The organism is Halomicroarcula saliterrae, from assembly GCF_031624395.1.
In the GTDB taxonomy this organism is placed as follows: Archaea; Halobacteriota; Halobacteria; order Halobacteriales; family Haloarculaceae; genus Haloarcula; species Haloarcula saliterrae.
Map to the genome: position 1 here is coordinate 62,666 of NZ_JAMQON010000004.1, position 20,327 is coordinate 82,992.

A 20,327-nucleotide genomic window follows, 5' to 3' on the forward strand; every position below is an offset into this window, starting at 1 on the left:
CCGAAGGACTGAAACGGCGTTCCAAGCTAAAATAACGGTAGGCTATCAACCAGCTAATCAAGTACTTACCCGTTGTCGCCGTTGCGTTGCCTAACGCGCTGTCATCACTCGTGTGCCTGCCCGAATTAGCTCCCTACATGCTATCTGATAATCCACTATCGGCTATCCCGATAGAGGATGGCATGTGTGTGCTATCGCCACTTAGGTGATCTGGGACCTCTGTATAGGTTGCTTGGCTAAGAGTGCCATCAAGGACACCTACCTCGTATTCACTCGCCCGAACCCGAAGTGGGAACCATCCCTCCTCGTCAACACCCAACAGCGCTTCTGAGTAGCCATCGTCGTCGTTCCCAGCCTTCGCCGAACGAACCCAATTCACTTCTCGCTCACTAAGTCCAAACCACTCGGCCAGCTGCTCTGCTGCCTCGTCCACACGATGAATTAGCTTCATCGAACAGAGGTTCGCAATCGTCCGGGCTTCAGGAGTGAGTGCAAACTCGCCACCAGTCTGGGTAATGAACTGCAACGAGAGGTCGTAGTGTCGGCTGTGTCGAACTGCCGTCTCCAGAAAGCCAAGCGAGGTCGAATCGCCCATGAGATAGTGCGCTTCATCAATGACGAACACGACGCGTTTCTTGGTCTGTTTCGCACGCTCATAGACTGCGTTGAATAACACCTGCATCATGAGACTCGTCTCTGTCTGACCGCGGGTTCCCTCCTCTTGGTGTAAATCGAGGTAGATTACATCGTTCGTGAAATCGAACTGCGTGGGTTCGGCGAGGTTCGCTAAGTCACCGCCCTCACGGAACGAAGGGCGCAGGTCAATGAGCAAGGACTGGACGTCATTCTTCACACGGTCTTGCTCGCCACTGGTGACATAACCAAATTCACCCGGGTCATCAAGGATGTCTTCGAGGACCGCGATAACATCGCGAATCGTCGGCGAGGGGTTTGCGTGGGTCGCCGGATCTTTCGTGATGCCCTGGCGCTCGTATGCCTCCTGAACAGCACGTCGAAGCGTCTGTTTGCGGTCTTTGAGTGGACTGCTCGCAACGTTCTCGAAGAACGTCTCAAAGAACGTGAGCACCCACGAGATTTGCTCGGACCACGGATCGATATCCGGAACGGATTCCAAGATATCTGTCGGCGTTGGCTGCAATTCCAGTGGGTTAAACCCACGTGAGCCACCGACAGTCACACGTTCGCCACCGAGGGCTTCGTTCACACCGTCAAAGCCCTCCAGTGGATCAAGCATCACTATCATCGAATCCTCGTCGTACATCGCCCGACGGACGAGTTGGAGTTTCGTCGAGAAGGATTTCCCCGCACCGAGTTTCCCGATGACCATAGTACAGTAGCCAGTCTCCCGGGTGAATCGATCAAGGATAAGCGGGCTTTCATTGAGCGCGTAGGTACCGTATTCGATACCGGGTTCGGCGAGTGCACCCGCAACAAAGGGGAACATGGCCCCGACTGCAGCACTAAGCATCGGCGTCGTGGTATCCAGTTGGGAGTTGAGCTGGTCGACACCGACCGGACTATTCGATGTGAGTACATCCATCTGTGCGAATCGTGGGGTGACTGGCGTCAGATTCGCCGGGCTCCGGCGAGCGGTATTAGCGACACTATCGATATCGAGTGTCTCCTCAGTCTCGCCTCGAACCGTGAGATACATCGAGATGTCGAAGGCTTTCATCGACGTATTGCGAAGGACGTCATAGAGCTCCTGATGGTCAGTGAGGTCTTTCTGGATGCCTCGGGCCCCAGCACGGCGTTTCTCTGCTAAGTATTCGACGTCAGCCTCGAGGTCTTCGATGCGATTTTCGAGCGAATTCAAGGTGGATTCGGTATCGCGCGGATCGATGTGCATCGAGATATCGGTCTCACGGGTTTCGGCCGTCGAGTAGAGCATCTCGAAGATACCATCAATAGGTGCGTCCGGAAACTCAGCCGTCCAGAGCGTGCGTGCCCATCTATCCCCCGTTCTGATTGCCGTTGAGCCTTCTTCGATTGAATCCGGCCCAAGCAGCGACTGATGACTGGCAGGTGTCTCAGAGAGTGGTCCGTCGCTCGATTCGTAGTCGACAGACATCGTGAATCCGTCGTCCGTCCCAGAGTCGTTATCTACTGGCTCGGCATCTCCCGAGGAATCCGTTCCAATGAACGGCAGGAAATCGAAATTCATTGGGCACCTCCAACGAGGGGGCCCGTCCGAAGCGCCTGAGAAATATCACCGTATTCGAGTTCCTGGCCGGCCCAGAACTCACCGATGAGCGTCGTCGCCTCGCCGGCGTCGACGCGGCTCGCTTGGCAGCCCTCTATCTCTCTGATACCAGCCTCGACGCGACGAACCCGTTCTTCGAGAGTCTCGAACATAGCCTCTCGCTGGTCTTCTATCGGTGGGGCGTTCCACGCTTGGACGAAGGTCCCAAGCACTGGGACTCCAGCGAGTTTGTTCAGGACACTCTCACGCTCGAATCGAACTTCGTCAGGAGTGAGCGAGACCACGATGTAGTGGTCTCGAATTGTCATCTGTCTGGCATCGAGGTCACGTTCGTACCACTCAATGTAGTTGTCGATGAGCGCCTGTAGCCGAGGATTGTCTTTGACATCAGGGTCGCTTCGCCGTTCTCGATAATGGTCCAGATACGTCTCGACGGGGAATGCCTGTGTCGTCGAGAAAATCTGAATTGGGAAGGTGACAGTCGTATTCAGAAAGTCCTGAAACGAACTCGCCTTCAGCTCCCACTCCTCGTCGGTTGCAAGGGCCATCGGTGGGGGAAGCACCTGTACAAACGCGAGGAAGGCACCGTCCGTGCGTTCGAGTACGTCTCTGTCGAGGTGGACTTCTTCGATTTGCGTGTGTGCTTTCGCGCCCTTGTGGCCCTTCTCGGTGTCCGTAGATTTGAATCGCGCCATCAACATAATCCAGTCGAGACTCGTCGTGTACGAGGGTGTGAGATATACGAACAGGACACCGACGGCGATTGCGAGAGCAGCGAGGGGCAGCGTCAGTGTCTGCATTCGATACCCACCCACACTGAGTGAGGCAGGGAGTATCGTTTGTGTAAAGAGGATAACGATGACGCCCGGGAAGAGGGCAACTGCAGCGTCTGTCAGGGTGTACGAGCCGATTAGTTTCGCGTCTGTGCCAAGCGATTTCGGAATTCGTTTTGCAGGTTGATTGCTCATTGGTCTAGTTGATGTACCACGGTCGGTCGTCATCGGGATACTCCGAGGTGTCGTCGCTACGCGGAGATTTCTCAGAAGAGCGGTTCCTGTCACGGAGCGACTCAAACTGATTGTTTCGAGAGTCCGATGATGAGGAGTCAGTGGTTTGTTTCGTCGTCTCGGAGCGAGTGGTCTCTGTGGAGAACCGAGATTTTAGTGAGGTGGCCGTGCTGTTTAGACGGGTTCCTGCAGCGTGTGCTCTAGAGTCTCCAGAGCCGAGGACGGCCTGCCCGTCCGATTTGACAGCAGGTTTGCCTTGCAGACCACGATTGAGATTCTGCGTGCCCGTCTTCGTCGTTGCACCAGCACTGCGGGCAGTTTCTACGCGTGCTTTGCCGGTGTCACGAGAGGCGTGTCTGGACGCGCTATCGGCCATGAAGAACAACGCGCCAGCTTGCCAGAACAGGATGAACGGTGAAATGACTGCAACGAGCGGTGTAAGGATGGCAAGGAGCCACTGTCCAGCGCCGCCAATCGAGAGTGTCACCGACGAGCCCAAGAGCTGACCTAAGCGCAGTAGGAGCGCCACTGGGACGGTCATGAATAAGAACGGGACGTAGAACCTAGCCAGTCGCTTCATGAACTGGGAGGCAAGCGAGAAGGGGCCAACGCCGGGGACCCAGAAGACGATGAGCAAGGGCATCATCAACACGAAGAGATACAGGACGACTTGGCGAATCATGTAGACCAGTGCCAGAATCAAGAACAGCGTGAGGTCAACTGTGAGTGTGAGTGCAAGCCCCAGGACGCCCAGAGCACCGAACGAAAGCGTGTCGAACAGCGAGATGTTCGATAGCGAGGGGACGAGAAAGCCGCTCAGGCCGTCGATGAACCGCAACGATAGGCTAGCAATCCACCACCACGAGAGGATACCCAGGAGCCCAGAGAAGGCCCGTTTCTTGAGTTTCGTTCGATGGTAGTTGCTAAAGAGGTAGCTCGTCGATTCGAGCAAGATTATGAGACCAATCATGAGCCCCCAGAGTAGCAACGAGAGGGGGACCATCGTCTCCCAGTGGAACTCGTAGATTGCTGGCCACCCGCCGTTAGATGGCCGGGCAAAAACGGAATCTGGATTTGGAGTTTGGACTATGAGTTCAAGAAGCTCATCACCATGTCTACGGATAAATCTGGAAATTGGATTAACGAGAAACCGGATGATTTCCTCTGCAGAGTTAACAATCACATCAGTAAGTGATGGCACTATACGTTCCTCTCTGGGCGTTCTATTTCGAGTCCAACTCGTGAGTAGACGACTCGGTCAACCTGACTCAGTGCTACCTGATTCCCTCCATATGTCGGGATTAGAGTAGTCTCAATGCTAGAACTATCTGCAATACCGATCTGCATAACAAACGGCTGGAACTGCCGTTCATAATTTGACTCTGTCTCCGGAAATGCTAGCGGGTTTGAAGTGATGAGATAGCTCTGTTCTTCACCCGAAGACATGATATAGTCGCCTTCTGACGTTGGTAACTCCACATACGGAATAGAAGGTTCGTTTATCAGGTCGTTGTTAGCAGTGTAATTCGGAGCATCTTCGAAGGTAGCGTCGTAGACCCATGTAGGCCCGGTTCCAGCGTTTTTGGCTGTAAAAACTATACGTGCTAAATCGAAGGACGAATTTCCCTCTCGATATTGTCGAACTCCGGTAATCTGGACATCTGGGACAAGTGACAATTCCTGTCTGAACTCTGAATCGTCGGCCACAACCACGAGATCATACGTTCCCGGGAGATAATGCGATGTGATATTCGACCCCGAATCGAACTCAATAATTTGGAACCGGACAATACTGGTTCCGGTTTGGACTTGCTGACTGTCGAATACCGTCCCGTCCGGGGCGATTAGCACGACTTCAGTAACGTCGCTGCTGGCTAGTTCAACGACCACATCCCGTGAGCCAATGGAGACATCTGAGACCAGCGAGTCAAAGGTCGGGCCCGTGAGTCCGCCAGCCTCACCACGCGAGGCACAGCCGGCTAAACCGAGTGAACTCCCCGTGAGACCGACAAGAAACGCACGCCGATTATAGCGATGGGACATTAGAGTCCCCTCCAGGGTGGCCAGAAGTGCCAGCTGGTCAGTCGACTAATGATATATCCGCCAAGCAGGAGTGCCGCCACAGGGACGAAACCACGGAACAGCGCATCGACGTACTGAAGCACCGTTCCACCGGTGTGAATCACCGCTGTATCACCCGTGTAGCCCGGGACATTCCGCCACCAGTAGCCGGGCACATACCGGGCCGAGACAGCGTCCTCGGACCGCGAGAAAGTGACAGAAGCGATACCGCTTTCGTTCGTCTCGACGGTCTCACCAGCGACGACCAGATAGCCTTCTCGCGAAGCTGTCTCGATTGGTTCCCCAGTGTCGTTTGCGCTGAGACGAGCACGGACACTGAGTCGCTCATCAGTCCGGTCAGCGATTTCCAGCGTGAGATTACTCTCAGAGAGCGGAACCGATGAGAATTTTTCAGGGTCAAGTGACCTGTTGGTACCCCGGACGAGTCCAATGATCTCCATCTGGCTCAGATTATGATTCGTCGTCTCGGCTCGCGTAGCGATACCGAAACTCCCGGTGTATCGACCCTCGATAGCGTCTAATTCGACTTGCGCAGGGAGTGAGGGTGCTTGCTGTGTTTCCCCATACACATCGAGTAACGATGTGGTTGCACGCGGCCACGGTGTCGGCCCCGTCGCAATTGGATAGGCGTGGACCTGAAGCGGATGGACAGGAGAGTGAGCTGTGGTACTCCCATCAGAACGATACGTGGTGAGGGTGTCCCACGCTGGATTCCGAGCACTGTAAAAGCGCCAGACACCGCGGACTTCACCGTTTGGAAGGGAAACACCATACCACGGGTGACTCTTGTACGTCACTAGGCCGAGGTCGCCATCAGGATATTCCGTTTTGAATCCGGAGACGACGAACGCATAGATTCTGACCTGTCTGGTATCGCGCACAGTAACCGAGTCGTCGTGTAACGTACTGGAACTGCTTCGGACGGTGCGACAGTCTTCCGTGGTGTTTTGGGCCGTGCCGTTTGTCTGTGTGTCTGTACAGGTGTCCTCCTCAGTGATTACCGTCCGCCGAAGGGTCGTCGACACCGTCGCTTCGAGTGTGAGTTGTCGCTCTGAGTCACTACCCACTTCGAGGTCAGTATAACGAAGCGTTGGGGTTGTATCTCTACGTGTCTCATCGAGGACCTCTCCGTCGAGGCGCAATCTAACAGATGCAACTTCGTGTGATCGGAGGTCCCACTGAATCGTCCGAGATCCAGACGAACGTGTCTCCGGGACGTCGATACGATAATCGATTACGCCGTGGGCCTCCCCCTCTGGAGCGATGTACAATGGTTGTACTCGTTCTGAAAGATGGGCACGCGTCGATGGTTGAAGCGCTACCATCGAGATACCAACGTCCTGGAGATATGCGCCGTCCGAGAGCGTCGTATCCTGTGGATGGGTTGCGGCGTCTGTCCCTGTCTGTGGTACCTCACTGTGCTCGCCTGTGTTCCACGTTTCGACGGCGCGTGGTGGCCGGTCTAGTGGGACATCAGTTCCGTCGGTGAGCAATTTGAGCGACTCCATCGTGTTTGTCTCGCTCAAATCGCGACTGTCGTTGTCACCAGCCCAGAGCGTCCAGAACGTACTCTCGTTGACCCCGTGGTCTGTTTCGTTCGGTGGGTGTGCTTCACTCGGAGCGGTCGACCCGACCGCCAGTGAGAGGACTGCAACGGCCAGCAGCACAGGTCTTCCCAGTGGTTTTAGAACGCGCAACTGCTGCCTCCGGAGACAACCGTGTTCAGGAGGAACTGGACGATTGCCGTTGCGAGCGGCGCAACGATAATGCCCCAAATGACACCCTGGTTCCGGATTTCCTTGAGTTCCTTTTTCACGTCAGCTCGTCGGACAGCCGGCGTGGCAACTGCTGCACCCAGTGCAAGCGTCCCACCGATGAGCGGGCCGCCAAACTGGATGACAGTGAAGAGGTTCTGAATCGTTGTCGCCATATCCGTGTTGCAAAAGTCCTCACCGATAGACTGGGCCAGGGCTGGCTCAACCGCGATGACCGAGAGGAGGCCTACAGAGAGTCCGAGGCGACCAACCGTCGATGCGAATCGAGCGATGCGACTACGTCGTCCGTCTGTCGGCCCGGAAGCCGACGGAGCGTTTGTAGACATATCTGTCAGCGACGCAAGAATCGAAAGTTACTGTTAAACCCGCACACGAAGCGCGGATGACCCCTTACGTCTACCAAATTCAGTTGGGGGTCGAATAATAAGTTTTGCGTATGTTTTGCTAACGTTACCAGAAGACTGTAGATTAACTAAATTTGCGTACTGGTTACTTACCAACTACCAGAGATTCTCAATCGAAATCGGCTATCCCAGTCCGATAGCACTCCCAGCATGGGAAGTCAGTAAGGCACTCTGGACATTCCTCGCTATCCAGCTCAAGAAGGTCGGCCGATGAATCGGTCGATACGTCACTGGTGTCTGAGGTATGGCCTCCATCGGCCTGTGACGGCGAGAGACCGCCATCAGCAGCAATAGGTGGGTCGCCTCGTTTCATACTCTCAAGCGTATCAAGCAGTGGCCGTCGAATCGCTACAGCCACCCGGTGTTTGCACGCCCCCTCAAATCGGGCATCTGCCGGGCAAGTACACGAAACTGGAATCCCATCGTCGATGGAGACGGTGTACTCGTGGTCCTCGGGGGTCGCGTGGCTCTCGTTTCGAACGAGAATATCGGTTCCACAGATGGAGATGTCGAGGGCTTCGTACTGAGCCCGCTTTGCCACTCGCTTGCTGAAATCGAGTTGTGCTAATGGATGCATTGGTTTTCGGGCACCCACAGACGAGCGCCCGCACCCGTTAGGGCGCGAGAAAAAACTCGCGGTGAGGCGAGACGTAAGCGTTCAGTCACTCGATTGTGTGATCCATCGACGGTATCGTTATGTTGATATAGTCCTTATCATGGCACGGTATGGCACAACAAGGTGTACAAGAGGAGCTGTACGTGGATCAGTACACACTCGGACTGGTCGGTCCCGACCAGGAGTGGGCTGGCACGGTCGCTGACGGTGGGCGAGTCACGACATACACTCCACCGGGCTGTTGGGGACCGATGGTAACGCCCTCTTTCCGCGGTGGCCACGAGGTGACGCGCCCGATCCGTGTTGAGGGTGCAAGCGTCGGCGACGCGGTGGCAATCCACATCCGCGACATCGAGGTGACGAGCATGGCAACCAGTACGGGGTCGATGGCCGAACGCGAAAAGGCCTTCAACGACGACCCGTTCGTTGACCATCGGTGTCCCGAGTGCGGTACAACCTGGCCCGATTCAGTCGTCGAGGGCACCGGTGAAGATGCAATTAAGTGTGCTGAGTGTGGTGCAAACGCTTCCTCCTTCGGCTTTGAATACGGCTACACCGTGGCCTTCGACCACGAGAACGCCGTCGGGATTACGCTCAATAAGGAGGGTGCCCACGAGCTAGCGACGAACGCAGAGGAAGTGATGGATATTCCTGAGAACGCTCGCCAGCATCCGATATTGCTGTACGAACCCGACGGGATGCCCGGCACACTCGGCCGACTGCGGCCGTTCATCGGGAACATTGGCACAACACCGCCGGTTACGATGCCAGATTCGCACAACGCGGGAGACTTCGGACAGAGCCTCATCGGGGCTGAGCACGACTACGGCGTTGAGACCGAAGCTGACCTCGAACAGCGAACTGACGGTCACATGGACATCCCAGAAGTCCGCCCAGGCGCGACGCTAATCTGTCCAGTTGTCGTCGATGGCGGTGGCATCTATGTCGGCGACCTCCACGCGAATCAGGGCGACGGGGAGCTCTCGTTGCACACCACCGACGTGAGCGGAACCGTCACGATGGATGTCGAGGTAATCGAAGGACTCGAACTCGACGGACCTATCCTGCTTCCTAACGAGGAAGATCTCCCGCACATCAGCCAGCCCTACAGTGAAGAAGAACGCGAAGCCGGTCGTGCTCTCGGTGAGGAACACGGCGTCGACGCAAAGACAGAGATGGGTCCGATTCAGGTGGTCGGGTCCGGTGCGACGATTAACGATGCCACACAGAACGCCTTCGACCGGACAACGAAACTGCTCGATATGAGTGAAGGCGAGGTCCGAGCGCGCTGTACCTTTACTGGGGGCGTTCAGATTGGGCGACTCCCTGGTGTTGTCCAGCTGGATATGCTTGCGCCATTTGATGTCTTAGAAGAGCGTGGTCTCGATGACGCCGTCCGAGAACAGTACGGGCTATAGACGGCCCACTGGTCGCCATCATCACCAGTCCTAGGTATGCTCAGCGTGGGGATGGACGAGCGCCCGACCGATTAGGGCGCGAGAAAAACTTGCGTAGAGGCGAGTCAGGATGTTGCTAAGAGAGGTCGTAGGTCGCAATCCCGTCGTGGCCACACTGCGGGCAGGAACGTGTATTCGACTCGGTGTTTGTTCCACAGTGACGACATTCGTACAAGATGGTCGACTGACCGAACAGACGGCAAAACGGCCAGACGTCACGGATCATCGAGACTCCTCCAGGAGTGTCTCGACGGCCGCTCGATGACTCCGAACCGTGACGGCACTCACCCCAGCTGCATTGGCGAGTTCTCGTTGAATCACCCTGTGTCCAAAGTCGGCCGCAACGACCCGGAGACACGTCGCTGCAAAGCCACCCGGATGTTTCCCCACGCTCACCCCCTGTTCATGGGCGCATGTGGCCAGTTCCTCTGCCTGATGGATTACCTCAGGTGGTAACTCGAAATCGCTTGCGAGCTTTCGGACGAACTCCTGGGGCGACCGAGGTGGGGCAGGTAAGGAAAGAACCTCGTTGATTGTGCGATAGGCGTTGAGTATGCTGGACTCCTCAATGCGGGCGTGTTCCGTGACTTCCTCAATAGTGCGCGTGATACCGTTGACCCGACAGACGCCGTAAACACACCCCGCGGCAATGGCTTCGATAGACCGTCCTTTGAGTAAGTCCTCTTTTTGAGCCTCTTTGAACAACGCACAGGTCTGCTCTCGAATCGCATACGGGAGATCCAATGCTCCAGTGAGTCTGGTAATCGAACCCAGTCCGTGTGCAAGATTCCGCTCTGCTTTCGAGCGCCACCGGCCTCTGGTGTGCTCGCGTCGAAGGCGTCCAAGCTGTCTGCGCTTTCGTCCCGAGAGTGCGTTCCCATTTGCGTCTTTCCCCCAGCCGATTTCAGTTGAGAGCCCGCGGTCATGACGGGCCTCGGTCAGTGGTGCCCCGGTGCGCTCTTTCGAGGTGTCGTCATCGGCGAACGTCCTCGGTTCAGCTGCGTGATCAAGATAATAGCTATCGACGATGAGTCCACACGTCAGGCAGCTCGTCTCGCCGCCGCCAGTTTCGAGTCGCCCGTCGCATTCGGGACAGGACGTCTGGTTGCATGTTCGGCCGGATTCTTCGTCGAATCCACTGTCGTAGATGTCTCTCGTATGCATTCGAATTCACGCGAGGCCGACTATCTCTCAGGCCCCGCACCCGTCAGGGGGCCATAAAATACGGGCGGACGGCGTCACCGGTCAGTTGAGGTCAGAGAGGAGGTCTATAGTAGCCATATTTGATAGCTTTCTACAGGTGTGCTGAATACAAGGCGGATATCTTGCACAGGGAGTTATTCAAATCGCGGTGAGCGAATCGTTCGATACAGAAAAAGCACTTACCGGTACCACCGGAGAGTTTAGTCATGAAGCGGCGGCAGTTCCTTTGTGTTACTGTGGGTGGGGGAATCAGCCTACTAGCGGGCTGTTCCTCTACTGGCAGTAAGGGGCATGCGACGATGCAGGAACTCAGTTTCGTTAATACAGAATCTACTGGAGTCCCAGTGGAGTTACGGATAGAACGCTCTGAGACCGGTGAAGTAGTTCATACGGAGACTCGTGAGCTGACGGTAGACCCTGATTGGATTATCATCGATTGTGTCTGGCCAGATGAGCCCTTAACAGTAATGGCCCGTCATCAAGATGGAGAGTGGAATAGCTTCAATACAGAAAACAGAGACGGCTGTGTAGGTGTCATAGCTAAAGTACGTGACCAGAGAACATCATTTTACGCACACAACGCTGAGTGTCCAATTGATGATCCGAGTTGCCACACTGATTAGTTCGCACTCACACTGACAGGCTGATTCATCCGAATCCTGTGAACGATGGCCAACTGCTGAACTCACGCTCTGTATGCAGCACGCAGCTGATGACAGATTTCTTAAATGATATTCTGAGCTATAACAGCGTTATTTTAACCAACAGCTGGGGCAATCTTGTTGGTTAATAGAGAGCACCACACTCATTGATTGGCACTCACAGCCCCAATTATCGTCTGTGCCGTTCGCGTGATCCGACCAAGTCGTTCAGTGATTTCGTCTGGCTCGTCGTCTTGCCACGCAGCAAGGTAGAACGCCGAACCACGCATATTCAACCCAAGATATCGACCGACAACGTAGGCTACTGCTTCTGCTTCGACTTCTCGTTTTGCTCGTTCGGGTGTCGACACAGATTTGGGACCACTATGCAGCAAGGCGTGGGCGTACTCGTGAATCAACGTCCCAGCCATCGCAGTTCTATTATCGATGTCTTTGATCTCTATGGGGATTGACTCCGACTTAGACACGTCTGTCACGCAAATGCCCTTTGCGCCGCCGTGGTCCCACGCCGCTGGTGAGACGATTTCGAGCAGGACGTTCAGTTCCTCACTGGTGTCACAGAGTGCCTGAAAACACCCATCCACTGCGCCAGTTGCATCCGTTTCTAGTTCGGGGAGTGGTTCGCCCTCAGTCTGGGAGACATTGAAGACCGAGACAGGTCGGAAGGCAACAGGCCCTCTGGACCACTCCGAGGATGGCGTTTCGCTGTAGGAACAATCAGCGCTCTCGTGATAGCTCGGAGAATTGCCACACTCGGGACACTGGTTGGCGATGATTGGTGCCCAGATCCAGATAGCCTGCTCGCCCCCTTTGACCTGCCTGTTGAACTCGGTTTGCCACGTCTTGTAGCCTGCAACCTTCGTTGCCTCAGGATACTGACGCTGGATGAGCAGCGTATTTCGATACGAATACTCGTGGAAACGACTCTGGACGTCCAACCATTCCTGAAAGTGCTCACTGGCGTCGGCTTCGGCGACGAGGTCAGTGAGTTCCTCACACCACGCTTCGATAGTCTGGTGCATCTCGTCTTTCCGAGTTGCTTTGTCGTCGAAGGATGTTGCTGGATTTGTTGATTGCATATCTGTTTTGAGGACGCTCAGAAGAGCGCCCCGCACCCCTCAGGGGGCGATAAAATACGAGCGGGAAGCGTCACCGGTCAGCTGAGTTCAGAGTCGTGAGGGCGCTACGTGGCCGTGTCAGCGCTCGATATTCGCGGCAGGTTATAGCCGATGTCGAACCTACTAACACGTGGATGGATCATGTCACACGCTCCGTCCACTCCCTTTGGTTGATGAGTTTACAGCCACTGGCAACTGGTGAGCCCGTGGCCTTTCAACGCTCACCCACCAAAGAGACGTGTGTCACACGAACGCGCTGAACAGTCACCGACTGAACTTGAGGTTCTCATTTCCGGTGGATCGATGGGTGGATTAGCTACCGGAATTGCACTCGCTGATTTGGGCCACACACCGACGATCTATGAGCGTACCACAGGGGAGCTAAAGAGCCGTGGGGGCGGCATCGTTGCCCAGCAGAACATTCGCCAGTTTCTCACCCAGCATACGGACGTCTCACCCGAGTCGATTACGACGAGTTCGAGTGAACGTCAGTATCTCGCTCAGTCAGGCGAGATCGAACACTCAAGGCCCGAAGCAATGGTGTTCACTTCCTGGGATGCCCTCTATCGAGCACTTCGCAACGCCTTCCCAGAAGAGGACTATCATATGGGCGAAGAAGTGGTTGAGGTCACATCCGAAACGGCAACAGCCACGTTCGAGGATGGAAGCGAAAGGACTGCAGACGTGCTTGTTTCGGCCGAAGGCGGACAATCTTCTACTCGCAAGCAACTGTTTCCCGACGTAACACCAGCGTTCGCTGACTACGTTGCCTGGCGTGGTGTCATCCCAGAGTCCGAACTTTCGAGTAGCGTCCGCGACGAATTCGATGACAGATTTGTTTTCTATCAAGGAACAGACCAGCTCATTCTCGCCTATTTCATTCCGGGTCCAGAAGGCAGTACAACACCGGGCGAGCGTCGCCTCAACTGGGTGTGGTACGATAGACTCGATAGCGTCGACCGGAGTGCCATCTTCACCGACACAATGGGCACAGAACGACGCTTTACCGTCCCACCGGGCAAACTCCGTGACCCTATCCGCACCGACCAACTCGAACGGGCTGTGGAGACATTGCCATCGGTCTTCCAGACAGTGGTGACTGAGACACCGGAGATGTTTGTCCAGGCAATCTATGACCTCAGGGTCCCCGAGATGGTCGTTGATCGAGTCTGTTTGCTCGGCGATAGTGCGTTTGTTGCTCGCCCACACACGGCAGCGGGAACTGCAAAGGCTGTCGGCGACGCGGTCACCTTGGCCGAGACACTCTCCCAACACGAGTCACTGGAGGAGGCACTGACCTCGTGTAACCAAACCCGGAGCGCGTATGGCGTCCAGATCGTTTCCAGGGGAAAGCAGATGGGCGACGACCGGCTTAATCTGGGTTCGTAGCGCTACTGTCGCCACGTCCGCGGGACGTATCCCGTCTCTTCGATGAGGTCTGCGTAGTCTCGAAGGAGGGATATCAGAGCGAGTTCAGGGACACCGTCAGTAGCGCTTGTGACAAGGAGACGTTCGAGAGTCTGTTCTGTTTCGATGAGTTGTTGGAGTTCAGTTGTGCTCATTGGTGGAATAAGGGCGAAATCGCCCTCACCCGTGAGGGCGAGATAGAATTATTGTAGATACCTTACCGTCGAACAGTGTGAAAAAGAGAACGACGGGAAATTCTCTCTCACCACGGCAGACTTAACGCTCCAAGACCGAGAATACAATGTAATGGTCACGGATACGCCCGGAATCCATCATATCACGGGCATCGTTCGGAGCGCTGAGGAGAACGTCCGTTTCTACAGGGATATCCTCGGCCTCCGCCTCGTCAAGCAAACGGTGAACTTCAACGAGAAATTCACGCGTCACCTATTTTACGGTGATGAAACCGGGTTACCCGGCACTGCTCTGACGTTCTTTCCGTATCCTGCCGAAGACGACCGACGTGATGGCAAACCCCAGATTAGCACTGTATCGCTGGTGATTCCTTCAGATTCAATTTCCTACTGGCAAGAACGCCTCAAAGAGCATGATATCGAGGTTGAGGGACCCTCCGAGCGATTCGAAGAGACAGTGTTGCGCTTTGCTGACCCCGACGGTACACAACTCGAACTCATCACAGGCGAGTCAGATGTAGAGCCGTGGCCAGACGGACCTGTTCCCACTGAACACGCGGTTCGTGGCATCCACGGGGTGACGCTTCTCTCGACGAACGTCTATGTGACTGCAAGTGTCCTGGATACACTCGGCTTCGAACTCATCGCCCAGGAAGGTGACCGTGTTCGGTATCAAGCACCGGGTTCGCGTGCAACGGTTATCGATTTTCTCGATAGAGATGCTGACTTTGGCCGCGAAGGTGCGGGGTCAATACATCACGTTGCGGTGCGTGTTCACAGTGAAGCAGAACTCTACGAGTGGCATGACCTCTTTCGTGAACGAGGATATGAGGTCTCACGGGTGAAAGACAGACACTTCTTTCACTCGTTGTATGTCCGAGAACCCGGTGGTATCCTTATCGAGCTCGCAACCGAAACACCCGGTCTCACAGCTGCAGAAGATCTTGCAACGCTCGGGGAGTCACTGTTCCTCCCGCCATGGCTCGAAGAAGACCGTGAGATGATCGAAAGTCAGCTACAGCCACTCGACCTCTCGTCTCCAGGGACGAACTGATGGACGAAAAGACAGAGTCAGATGAGTCCGGAGGCGGGCCACACGAGGGACAGCCCATCGAGATGGCAGGCGCACCACCACAGGCAGCCGAATCCGCTGTGGTGTTGTTACACGGGCGTGGTTCGTCAGCGAACTATATGCTCACGCTCATCGACGAGTTTCTCCATCATGGGGTAATGTATCTCGCCCCCCAGGCAGCCCACAGTTCGTGGTATCCCCGTTCGGGGTATGGCCCACTCGAAGCAAACGAGCCGTGGCTCTCCTCTGGGCTAGACCAAGTTTCAGAAGCGCTGAAGATAGCCGCAGATGCAGGAATACCATCCGAACGAACGCTCCTATTTGGGTTTTCCCAGGGAGGATGTCTTGGAAGTGAGTTCGTTGCTCAACATCCCCAACCCTACGGTGGGTTGATTGTACTCTCAGGAAGTCTGCTCGGAGCAGGAACCCAAAGAAAATTTGAAGGATCTATAGAGGGGACACCCGTGTTTCTCGGTTGTAGTGAGAACGACCCGTACGTCCCCGTCGAGCGCGTGACGTATTCTGCAGAGATGTTTGAGCGAATTGGTGGCGAGGTCGAATATACGCTCTACGAAGAGGGAGGGCACGCGATCAACGATGACGAAATTCACCACATCAATACGTTTATTGAGCGTCTTTGTTGAGTCGAAATCGTGGCCAACATCGAAATAGGAGTCCTGAGTGGGGTATCATATTAGTGCATCAAAGGTAACAGCGCTCTAGCCGTTCAGTGGAGTATGAACTCGGCTTTCGACAGTTTTGACCACGAGGCACACATGCGAGAGACGTTCGAACTAGCACGAGCAGCCGCAGCTCGGGGTGACGAACCCTTCGGGAGCGTGCTCATTCGCGATGACAGCATCATCATGCGTGACTCGAACCGTATCAACACAGCCGACGATATCCGTCGACATCCAGAGTTGCATCTGGCTTACGAGGCCTGCAATAAGTACACCCCCGAAGAGCGTGCGGAAATGGTGATGTATACAAGTACCGAACCTTGCCCGATGTGTGCTGGAGGGATGGCAACAGCAGGGTTCGGTCGGGTCGTCTACAGTGTCGGGAGCGATGAAATAGGCGAGTTCACTAGTTCCAGCCCGGCAGTCCCTTCGGCTGCAATACTCGGTGAGGCTACAGAGGTCATTGGTCCGGTGTTGAACGAGGAAGGCCGAGAAATCCATCGTGGATACGACTGGTGAGCAAACCGGGATTAAGAGTAAATCTTGTAGATAGCTGTGATGTCAGTGCAAATCCTCACCCGCTTCTATTGATTGGTACTTCTATCGCTCGGTCCAATCAAAGACAAAGAATCTCAAGACTCCTCATCCGACGGGGGTCGCTCAGAAAGTTGATCGAAGCGTTCCTGGGCAGCATCCTTTCGCTCCATCGCTCTCTCAGGGTCGTGTGTCCACCGTAGTGCCGAGCCATTTACGATGGTGACCAGCAGCATTGCATCAGCATGAGTGCCCTCCTCGGGCAACTCAGCGGTATCACACACGTCATGCCCAACCTCTTCGCCGTCTTCCTCAAAGAACACGGTAGCCAGACCATCCTCAATCGAATCGACGACGGCTGTATAGGTGCCATTTGGTAGGTCCGCTATCCCAGTCATTCGTATGTCTCCGTTAACACGGACTCGCCCTCACTGTTGTGCACGATGATGGTGTCACCGCCATTGTTCCAGATTGGGGAGCCACTACCCCAGTACAACTCGGTCTCGGTGTCAGTGCCACTCCCAGTGTAGAGTGTGACACTCGAACCGTCATCGAGTGTGAATCCATCGGGGAACGTGTACGTTGTCCCGACTTCGTCTTCAACAGTCCATCCCGAGAGATCCAGTGGTTCCGTCCCCGTATTCTCGAAGACGACGTACTCGTCGTTGAGATTGTCTCGGTCATCACTCGCCGCATCGGCATGGATTCTCTCGACGGCCAGCTCACCACCGACTTGGGTCCCACCATCGGTCGCGACAGTAGGTGTCTCTGTGGTCCCCGACGTGGCAGCGATAATCGCTCGTTCGACAACGTCCCCACTGGTGCCCGGTGCAATGGGCTCACCACTGCGAATATCGAGTGGCTCTGTCGGTGCAGCTGCTTGGGTCTGGATAGAGACTGCACTCCCGTTACTGACGAGGACGATATTGCCGTGTGTGGCCGTCCAATAGGTCGAGAGCGAGCGGTCTGCAAGTCGCTGGAGAACCTCCTCGGTGGGATGGCCATACTGCGAGTCGTATGCACTGGAGATGACGACGGCCTCTGGCTGGGATGCGTCAATGAGGGCCTCGCTCGTCGAACTCGAGGAGCCGTGATGGCCTGCCTTCAGCACGGTCGAGTCGAGTTGTGAACCGTATTCTTCGACAAGGTATGCCTCTTGGTCGTCCTCAGCATCACCAGTCAACAAGAAGCTAGCATTGCCGTGGGTGAGCTTGAGAACAAGACTGTTCTCGTTGCGTCCCTCGTTCTCGATGTATGGTTCCGGAGGACCGAATACGTCGACATCGACATCTTCGAAGGGAATTGAATCACCCTCGCGAGTGCTGTAGAGTGTGACATCGTGTTCTTCGACCGCATCGAGATAGTCGTTATAGGTCTGTGTACTGGCCGCAATTCCGGGGTCATAGATTGCACCGATACCATCGGCTTCTGTCTCGTAGTAATCGATGATGGCAGCGTTCCCACCGATATGGTCGGCGTCGTTGTGTGAGACGACCATGTAGTCGATGTGGTCGATATCCTGATTCCGGAGATACTGGAGGACGTACTCTCCATCATCGGTGAAATGACCGGTATCAATGAGCATGGTCTCGCCCGTCGGCCCAACAACGAGTGTGCTCACGGACTGGCCAACGTTGATGTAATGAACCTCCAGTGTCCCATTGGCAGTGGCAAAATTCGACGTGGGAGTCGACGTCCCATCCTCAGCGGTATTGCCCGGGAGGGCCGTTGAACAACCCGCTAAGAAGAACAGGCCGACACAGCAGACGATAAGCAACCGGCGTGAATCAGGCACGGTATGAGTCTATGTGGAGCACACGCATAACGAGTTCGCGCGTACTCAGTTGCCGCCCGTGGATTCAAGCAGGTCGCGTGAGTCACCTGTGACGAGATGGTGTCTCAGGCTGAAATTGACCAGCTCCGCACGGAGGCCAATACCATTATGACGCGTATCCAGCGTGTGGATACCGCACTGGAGCAGGCCCGGTCGGAGGCAGGGTCGCACTGGGACGAGCGAGAACTAACGCTGACACTCGAGACACCACAGGGAGAATCAATCGACGTGACGCTGGATCTCGATGAAGATGCCGCGAGCAATGCACAGACACGGTATGAAGAAGCCAAAGAACTCGAAGCAGAGCTCGAACGTCAGGAATCGGTCGTCGGGCAACTCGCACCGATGCCCCGCAATCCAGTTGCATACCTCATTTGCTATCACCTCAATGCTGTCGAGGGGAATTATCCCAGATCGATGGCTGGGCATCTAGATGCTACCCGAGAGGAGGTCGAGGAACTCTGTGCGACCATGGAGACTGTTGGGATTATCGAACGCGTCGAGTCAGGGACCGTCAAACAGCGCAACGTCAAGGCCAAACAGGCCGACGAAGTCCGCCAACACCACACCTACTATCGACTCTCCCGCGAGGGCGATCACCTGCTGCGATTCCTCTCCGAGCGAGAGGGGAAACTGAATGTACTCCGACACCTCCCTGATGGGCAGACGATCGCCAGGCGGATCGATAGGGGTGGACCAGATTATCCTCGAATGACGGCTAACGAACTGACAATGGACTTCGAGTATGTCCGCCATCTCTATCGGGCACTCCAGCGTGTAGACTTGGTCACGGTGTATGATGGGAGTACAATCAAGGGAAGCGAGCGGAAGCTAAAGCCCAAAGACGAGACCCACAAGAAACACACCTACTACGTAACCACCGATATCGCATCGGAGCTATTGCGGGAGTTGGAGGACTAACGGTACTACGACATGAACGGCCGTCGGCGACGGCCTGTGACGGCCTATTCCAAGCCATTCGAGACTTCTGTTGTGTGATCGAAACCCACGCTGGGACAACCGACTTGTGATATCATACCAACGGTGTACTCATGGCCACTTCTGATGAGTCGACGGTAGAACCGCCGCGAGCGTGGGTGGAGGATTTCCTCGACAGTGAGGTCGAAATCCGGGGTGTCCTCAATGATGTGCGAGAAGCACATGTGCTCGGTGAGTCTGAGACAGTTCGGGAGAAGCTGCGGGCCTTTGCCCAGACAGAAAACGGAATCTTTCGAGTGGTGGCTTTGGCTGTCCTCGACGTTGAGACCTTCTACACTGACCTGAAAGATCAATACGAGGACGAAAGCCCGCCTATAGAGACGCTACAGGCAATTGGCTCTGACTTCGATCGACTAGCCGATGATCTCGAACTCGTCCTCTCCGAGCGCATGAACGAATTCCGGAATCCACGGCCAGGACTTCGACGGGGTTTTCGCTACTCCGAGGAGACGCAGCTCCCACGCCTCGACTATGACGTGTATTCCGGGGATGTCAAGCTGTGTCAGTTCATCCACCCGCCATCGCAGGCACTCGTGCTCGTCCAGAGTATTCTGCATTCGACGCGGAAACTACTGGAACAGGTCGAAGCAAACAGTGACCCAATCGCCGAGACGGAACGCGAACGGATTGCAAATATGCACAACCACCTCTCGGAGGAGCTGACTGAGATGGCAGCCTATATCGAGGCGACAGACGGGGAGGAGACTGGTGGAGAACTCGAGCCGTTCGACGATTGGTCGTTCTACTAAACTGGCGACCTAGCGCTTAGCGATCGCTTGGCCAGTTACAGTTCGAACATCTATCGCCAGAGTCTCTATCGACACAATCGCGAATCATTGCCCAGGTGTCCCCGATGGCATCGCCGTCTGGATCGGCACCACAGCCCAGGGTTCCAATGAGATGCCAGGTTCCAGTGGTCTCATTTTTCGCGACCTGCACAGCGACTGCGTCGTCCCTCAAGATCAAATGAGTTTGGTGTGAACTGTGATAACCGCGAGAAGCACAAGGTATGGTCCTGATTGCGGCGAGAAGCACGACCATAATCCTCATCGAACAAAA

Annotated in this window: 18 protein-coding genes; 7 read left to right on the forward strand and 11 right to left on the reverse strand. The window is 55.3% G+C overall.

Translation table 11 applies throughout. The features are described from left to right. Positions 1–133: 133 nt before the first annotated feature. The 7 genes from NDI56_RS14110 to NDI56_RS14140 form a co-directional block, all read right to left on the reverse strand. A complete protein-coding gene (locus NDI56_RS14110; protein ID WP_310920228.1) occupies positions 134–2,185 on the reverse strand; it encodes a VirB4 family type IV secretion system protein in 2,052 nt (683 codons plus the stop codon). Next, on the reverse strand, positions 2,182–3,225 hold the full coding sequence (locus tag NDI56_RS14115; protein ID WP_310920229.1) for a TraC-like domain-containing protein: 1,044 nt from the start codon (positions 3,223–3,225) through the stop codon (positions 2,182–2,184). The genes NDI56_RS14110 and NDI56_RS14115 overlap by 4 nt, the downstream gene beginning before the upstream one ends. Beyond that, positions 3,197–4,432 (reverse strand): TrbL/VirB6 family protein, encoded by a 1,236-nt coding sequence (locus tag NDI56_RS14120; protein ID WP_310920230.1) that lies wholly within the window; start codon positions 4,430–4,432, stop codon positions 3,197–3,199. Before NDI56_RS14120 ends, NDI56_RS14115 begins: the two co-directional genes overlap by 29 nt. Then, entirely contained in the window at positions 4,432–5,274 is an 843-nt protein-coding gene (locus NDI56_RS14125; protein ID WP_310920231.1) for a hypothetical protein, read from the reverse strand. The genes NDI56_RS14120 and NDI56_RS14125 overlap by 1 nt, the downstream gene beginning before the upstream one ends. Next, positions 5,274–6,980: a DUF8186 domain-containing protein gene (locus NDI56_RS14130; RefSeq protein WP_310920232.1), complete on the reverse strand. Its 1,707-nt coding sequence runs from the start codon at positions 6,978–6,980 to the stop codon at positions 5,274–5,276. The genes NDI56_RS14125 and NDI56_RS14130 overlap by 1 nt, the downstream gene beginning before the upstream one ends. Positions 6,981–6,997: 17 nt before the next feature. Further along, on the reverse strand, positions 6,998–7,243 hold the full coding sequence (locus tag NDI56_RS14135; RefSeq protein WP_310920234.1) for a hypothetical protein: 246 nt from the start codon (positions 7,241–7,243) through the stop codon (positions 6,998–7,000). A 358-nt stretch (positions 7,244–7,601) separates the two neighbouring features. Next, positions 7,602–8,069 (reverse strand): SWIM zinc finger family protein, encoded by a 468-nt coding sequence (locus tag NDI56_RS14140; RefSeq protein WP_310920235.1) that lies wholly within the window; start codon positions 8,067–8,069, stop codon positions 7,602–7,604. A gap of 149 nt (positions 8,070–8,218) precedes the next feature. On the opposite strand from NDI56_RS14140, the gene NDI56_RS14145 reads away from it, so the two are divergent. Beyond that, the gene (locus tag NDI56_RS14145) at positions 8,219–9,526 is read left to right on the forward strand and encodes an acetamidase/formamidase family protein (RefSeq protein ID WP_310920236.1); all 1,308 of its coding nucleotides are present in this window, start codon (positions 8,219–8,221) and stop codon (positions 9,524–9,526) included. 261 nt (positions 9,527–9,787) lie between these two features. Here NDI56_RS14145 and NDI56_RS14150 read toward each other — a convergent pair whose 3' ends face one another. Further along, entirely contained in the window at positions 9,788–10,729 is a 942-nt protein-coding gene (locus NDI56_RS14150) for a transcription initiation factor IIB (RefSeq protein WP_310920239.1), read from the reverse strand. 844 nt (positions 10,730–11,573) lie between these two features. Continuing rightward, the gene (locus NDI56_RS14155; protein ID WP_310920240.1) at positions 11,574–12,509 is read right to left on the reverse strand and encodes an ImmA/IrrE family metallo-endopeptidase; all 936 of its coding nucleotides are present in this window, start codon (positions 12,507–12,509) and stop codon (positions 11,574–11,576) included. A 279-nt stretch (positions 12,510–12,788) separates the two neighbouring features. Here NDI56_RS14155 and NDI56_RS14160 point away from each other — a divergent pair, with 279 nt between their 5' ends. The 4 genes from NDI56_RS14160 to NDI56_RS14175 all read left to right on the forward strand — a co-directional run bounded on the left by NDI56_RS14160 (position 12,789) and on the right by NDI56_RS14175 (position 16,420). After that, positions 12,789–13,937 carry an FAD binding domain-containing protein gene (locus NDI56_RS14160; RefSeq protein ID WP_310920241.1) on the forward strand — a complete coding sequence of 383 codons (1,149 nt, stop codon included), beginning with the start codon at positions 12,789–12,791 and terminating at the stop codon, positions 13,935–13,937. Between the two features lie 324 nt (positions 13,938–14,261). Then, positions 14,262–15,203, forward strand: coding sequence for a VOC family protein (locus NDI56_RS14165; protein WP_310920242.1), 942 nt, complete (start codon positions 14,262–14,264; stop codon positions 15,201–15,203). After that, positions 15,203–15,865, forward strand: a complete 663-nt coding sequence (locus NDI56_RS14170; protein WP_310920243.1) for an alpha/beta hydrolase — start codon at positions 15,203–15,205, stop codon at positions 15,863–15,865. The genes NDI56_RS14165 and NDI56_RS14170 overlap by 1 nt, the downstream gene beginning before the upstream one ends. Positions 15,866–15,958: 93 nt before the next feature. Further along, positions 15,959–16,420, forward strand: a complete 462-nt coding sequence (locus NDI56_RS14175) for a nucleoside deaminase (protein WP_310920244.1) — start codon at positions 15,959–15,961, stop codon at positions 16,418–16,420. Positions 16,421–16,533: 113 nt separating this feature from the next. On the opposite strand, the gene NDI56_RS21870 is transcribed toward NDI56_RS14175, so the two are convergent. After that, on the reverse strand, positions 16,534–16,833 hold the full coding sequence (locus NDI56_RS21870; RefSeq protein ID WP_470303414.1) for a DUF3006 family protein: 300 nt from the start codon (positions 16,831–16,833) through the stop codon (positions 16,534–16,536). Continuing rightward, a complete protein-coding gene (locus tag NDI56_RS14185) occupies positions 16,830–18,230 on the reverse strand; it encodes a lamin tail domain-containing protein (RefSeq protein ID WP_310920248.1) in 1,401 nt (466 codons plus the stop codon). Before NDI56_RS14185 ends, NDI56_RS21870 begins: the two co-directional genes overlap by 4 nt. A 165-nt stretch (positions 18,231–18,395) precedes the next feature. Here NDI56_RS14185 and NDI56_RS14190 point away from each other — a divergent pair, with 165 nt between their 5' ends. Both NDI56_RS14190 and NDI56_RS14195 read left to right on the forward strand, forming a co-directional pair. Continuing rightward, entirely contained in the window at positions 18,396–19,190 is a 795-nt protein-coding gene (locus tag NDI56_RS14190) for a DUF2250 domain-containing protein (protein ID WP_310920249.1), read from the forward strand. A 131-nt stretch (positions 19,191–19,321) separates the two neighbouring features. Continuing rightward, positions 19,322–20,017: a hypothetical protein gene (locus tag NDI56_RS14195; RefSeq protein WP_310920251.1), complete on the forward strand. Its 696-nt coding sequence runs from the start codon at positions 19,322–19,324 to the stop codon at positions 20,015–20,017. Positions 20,018–20,327 lie beyond the last annotated feature (310 nt).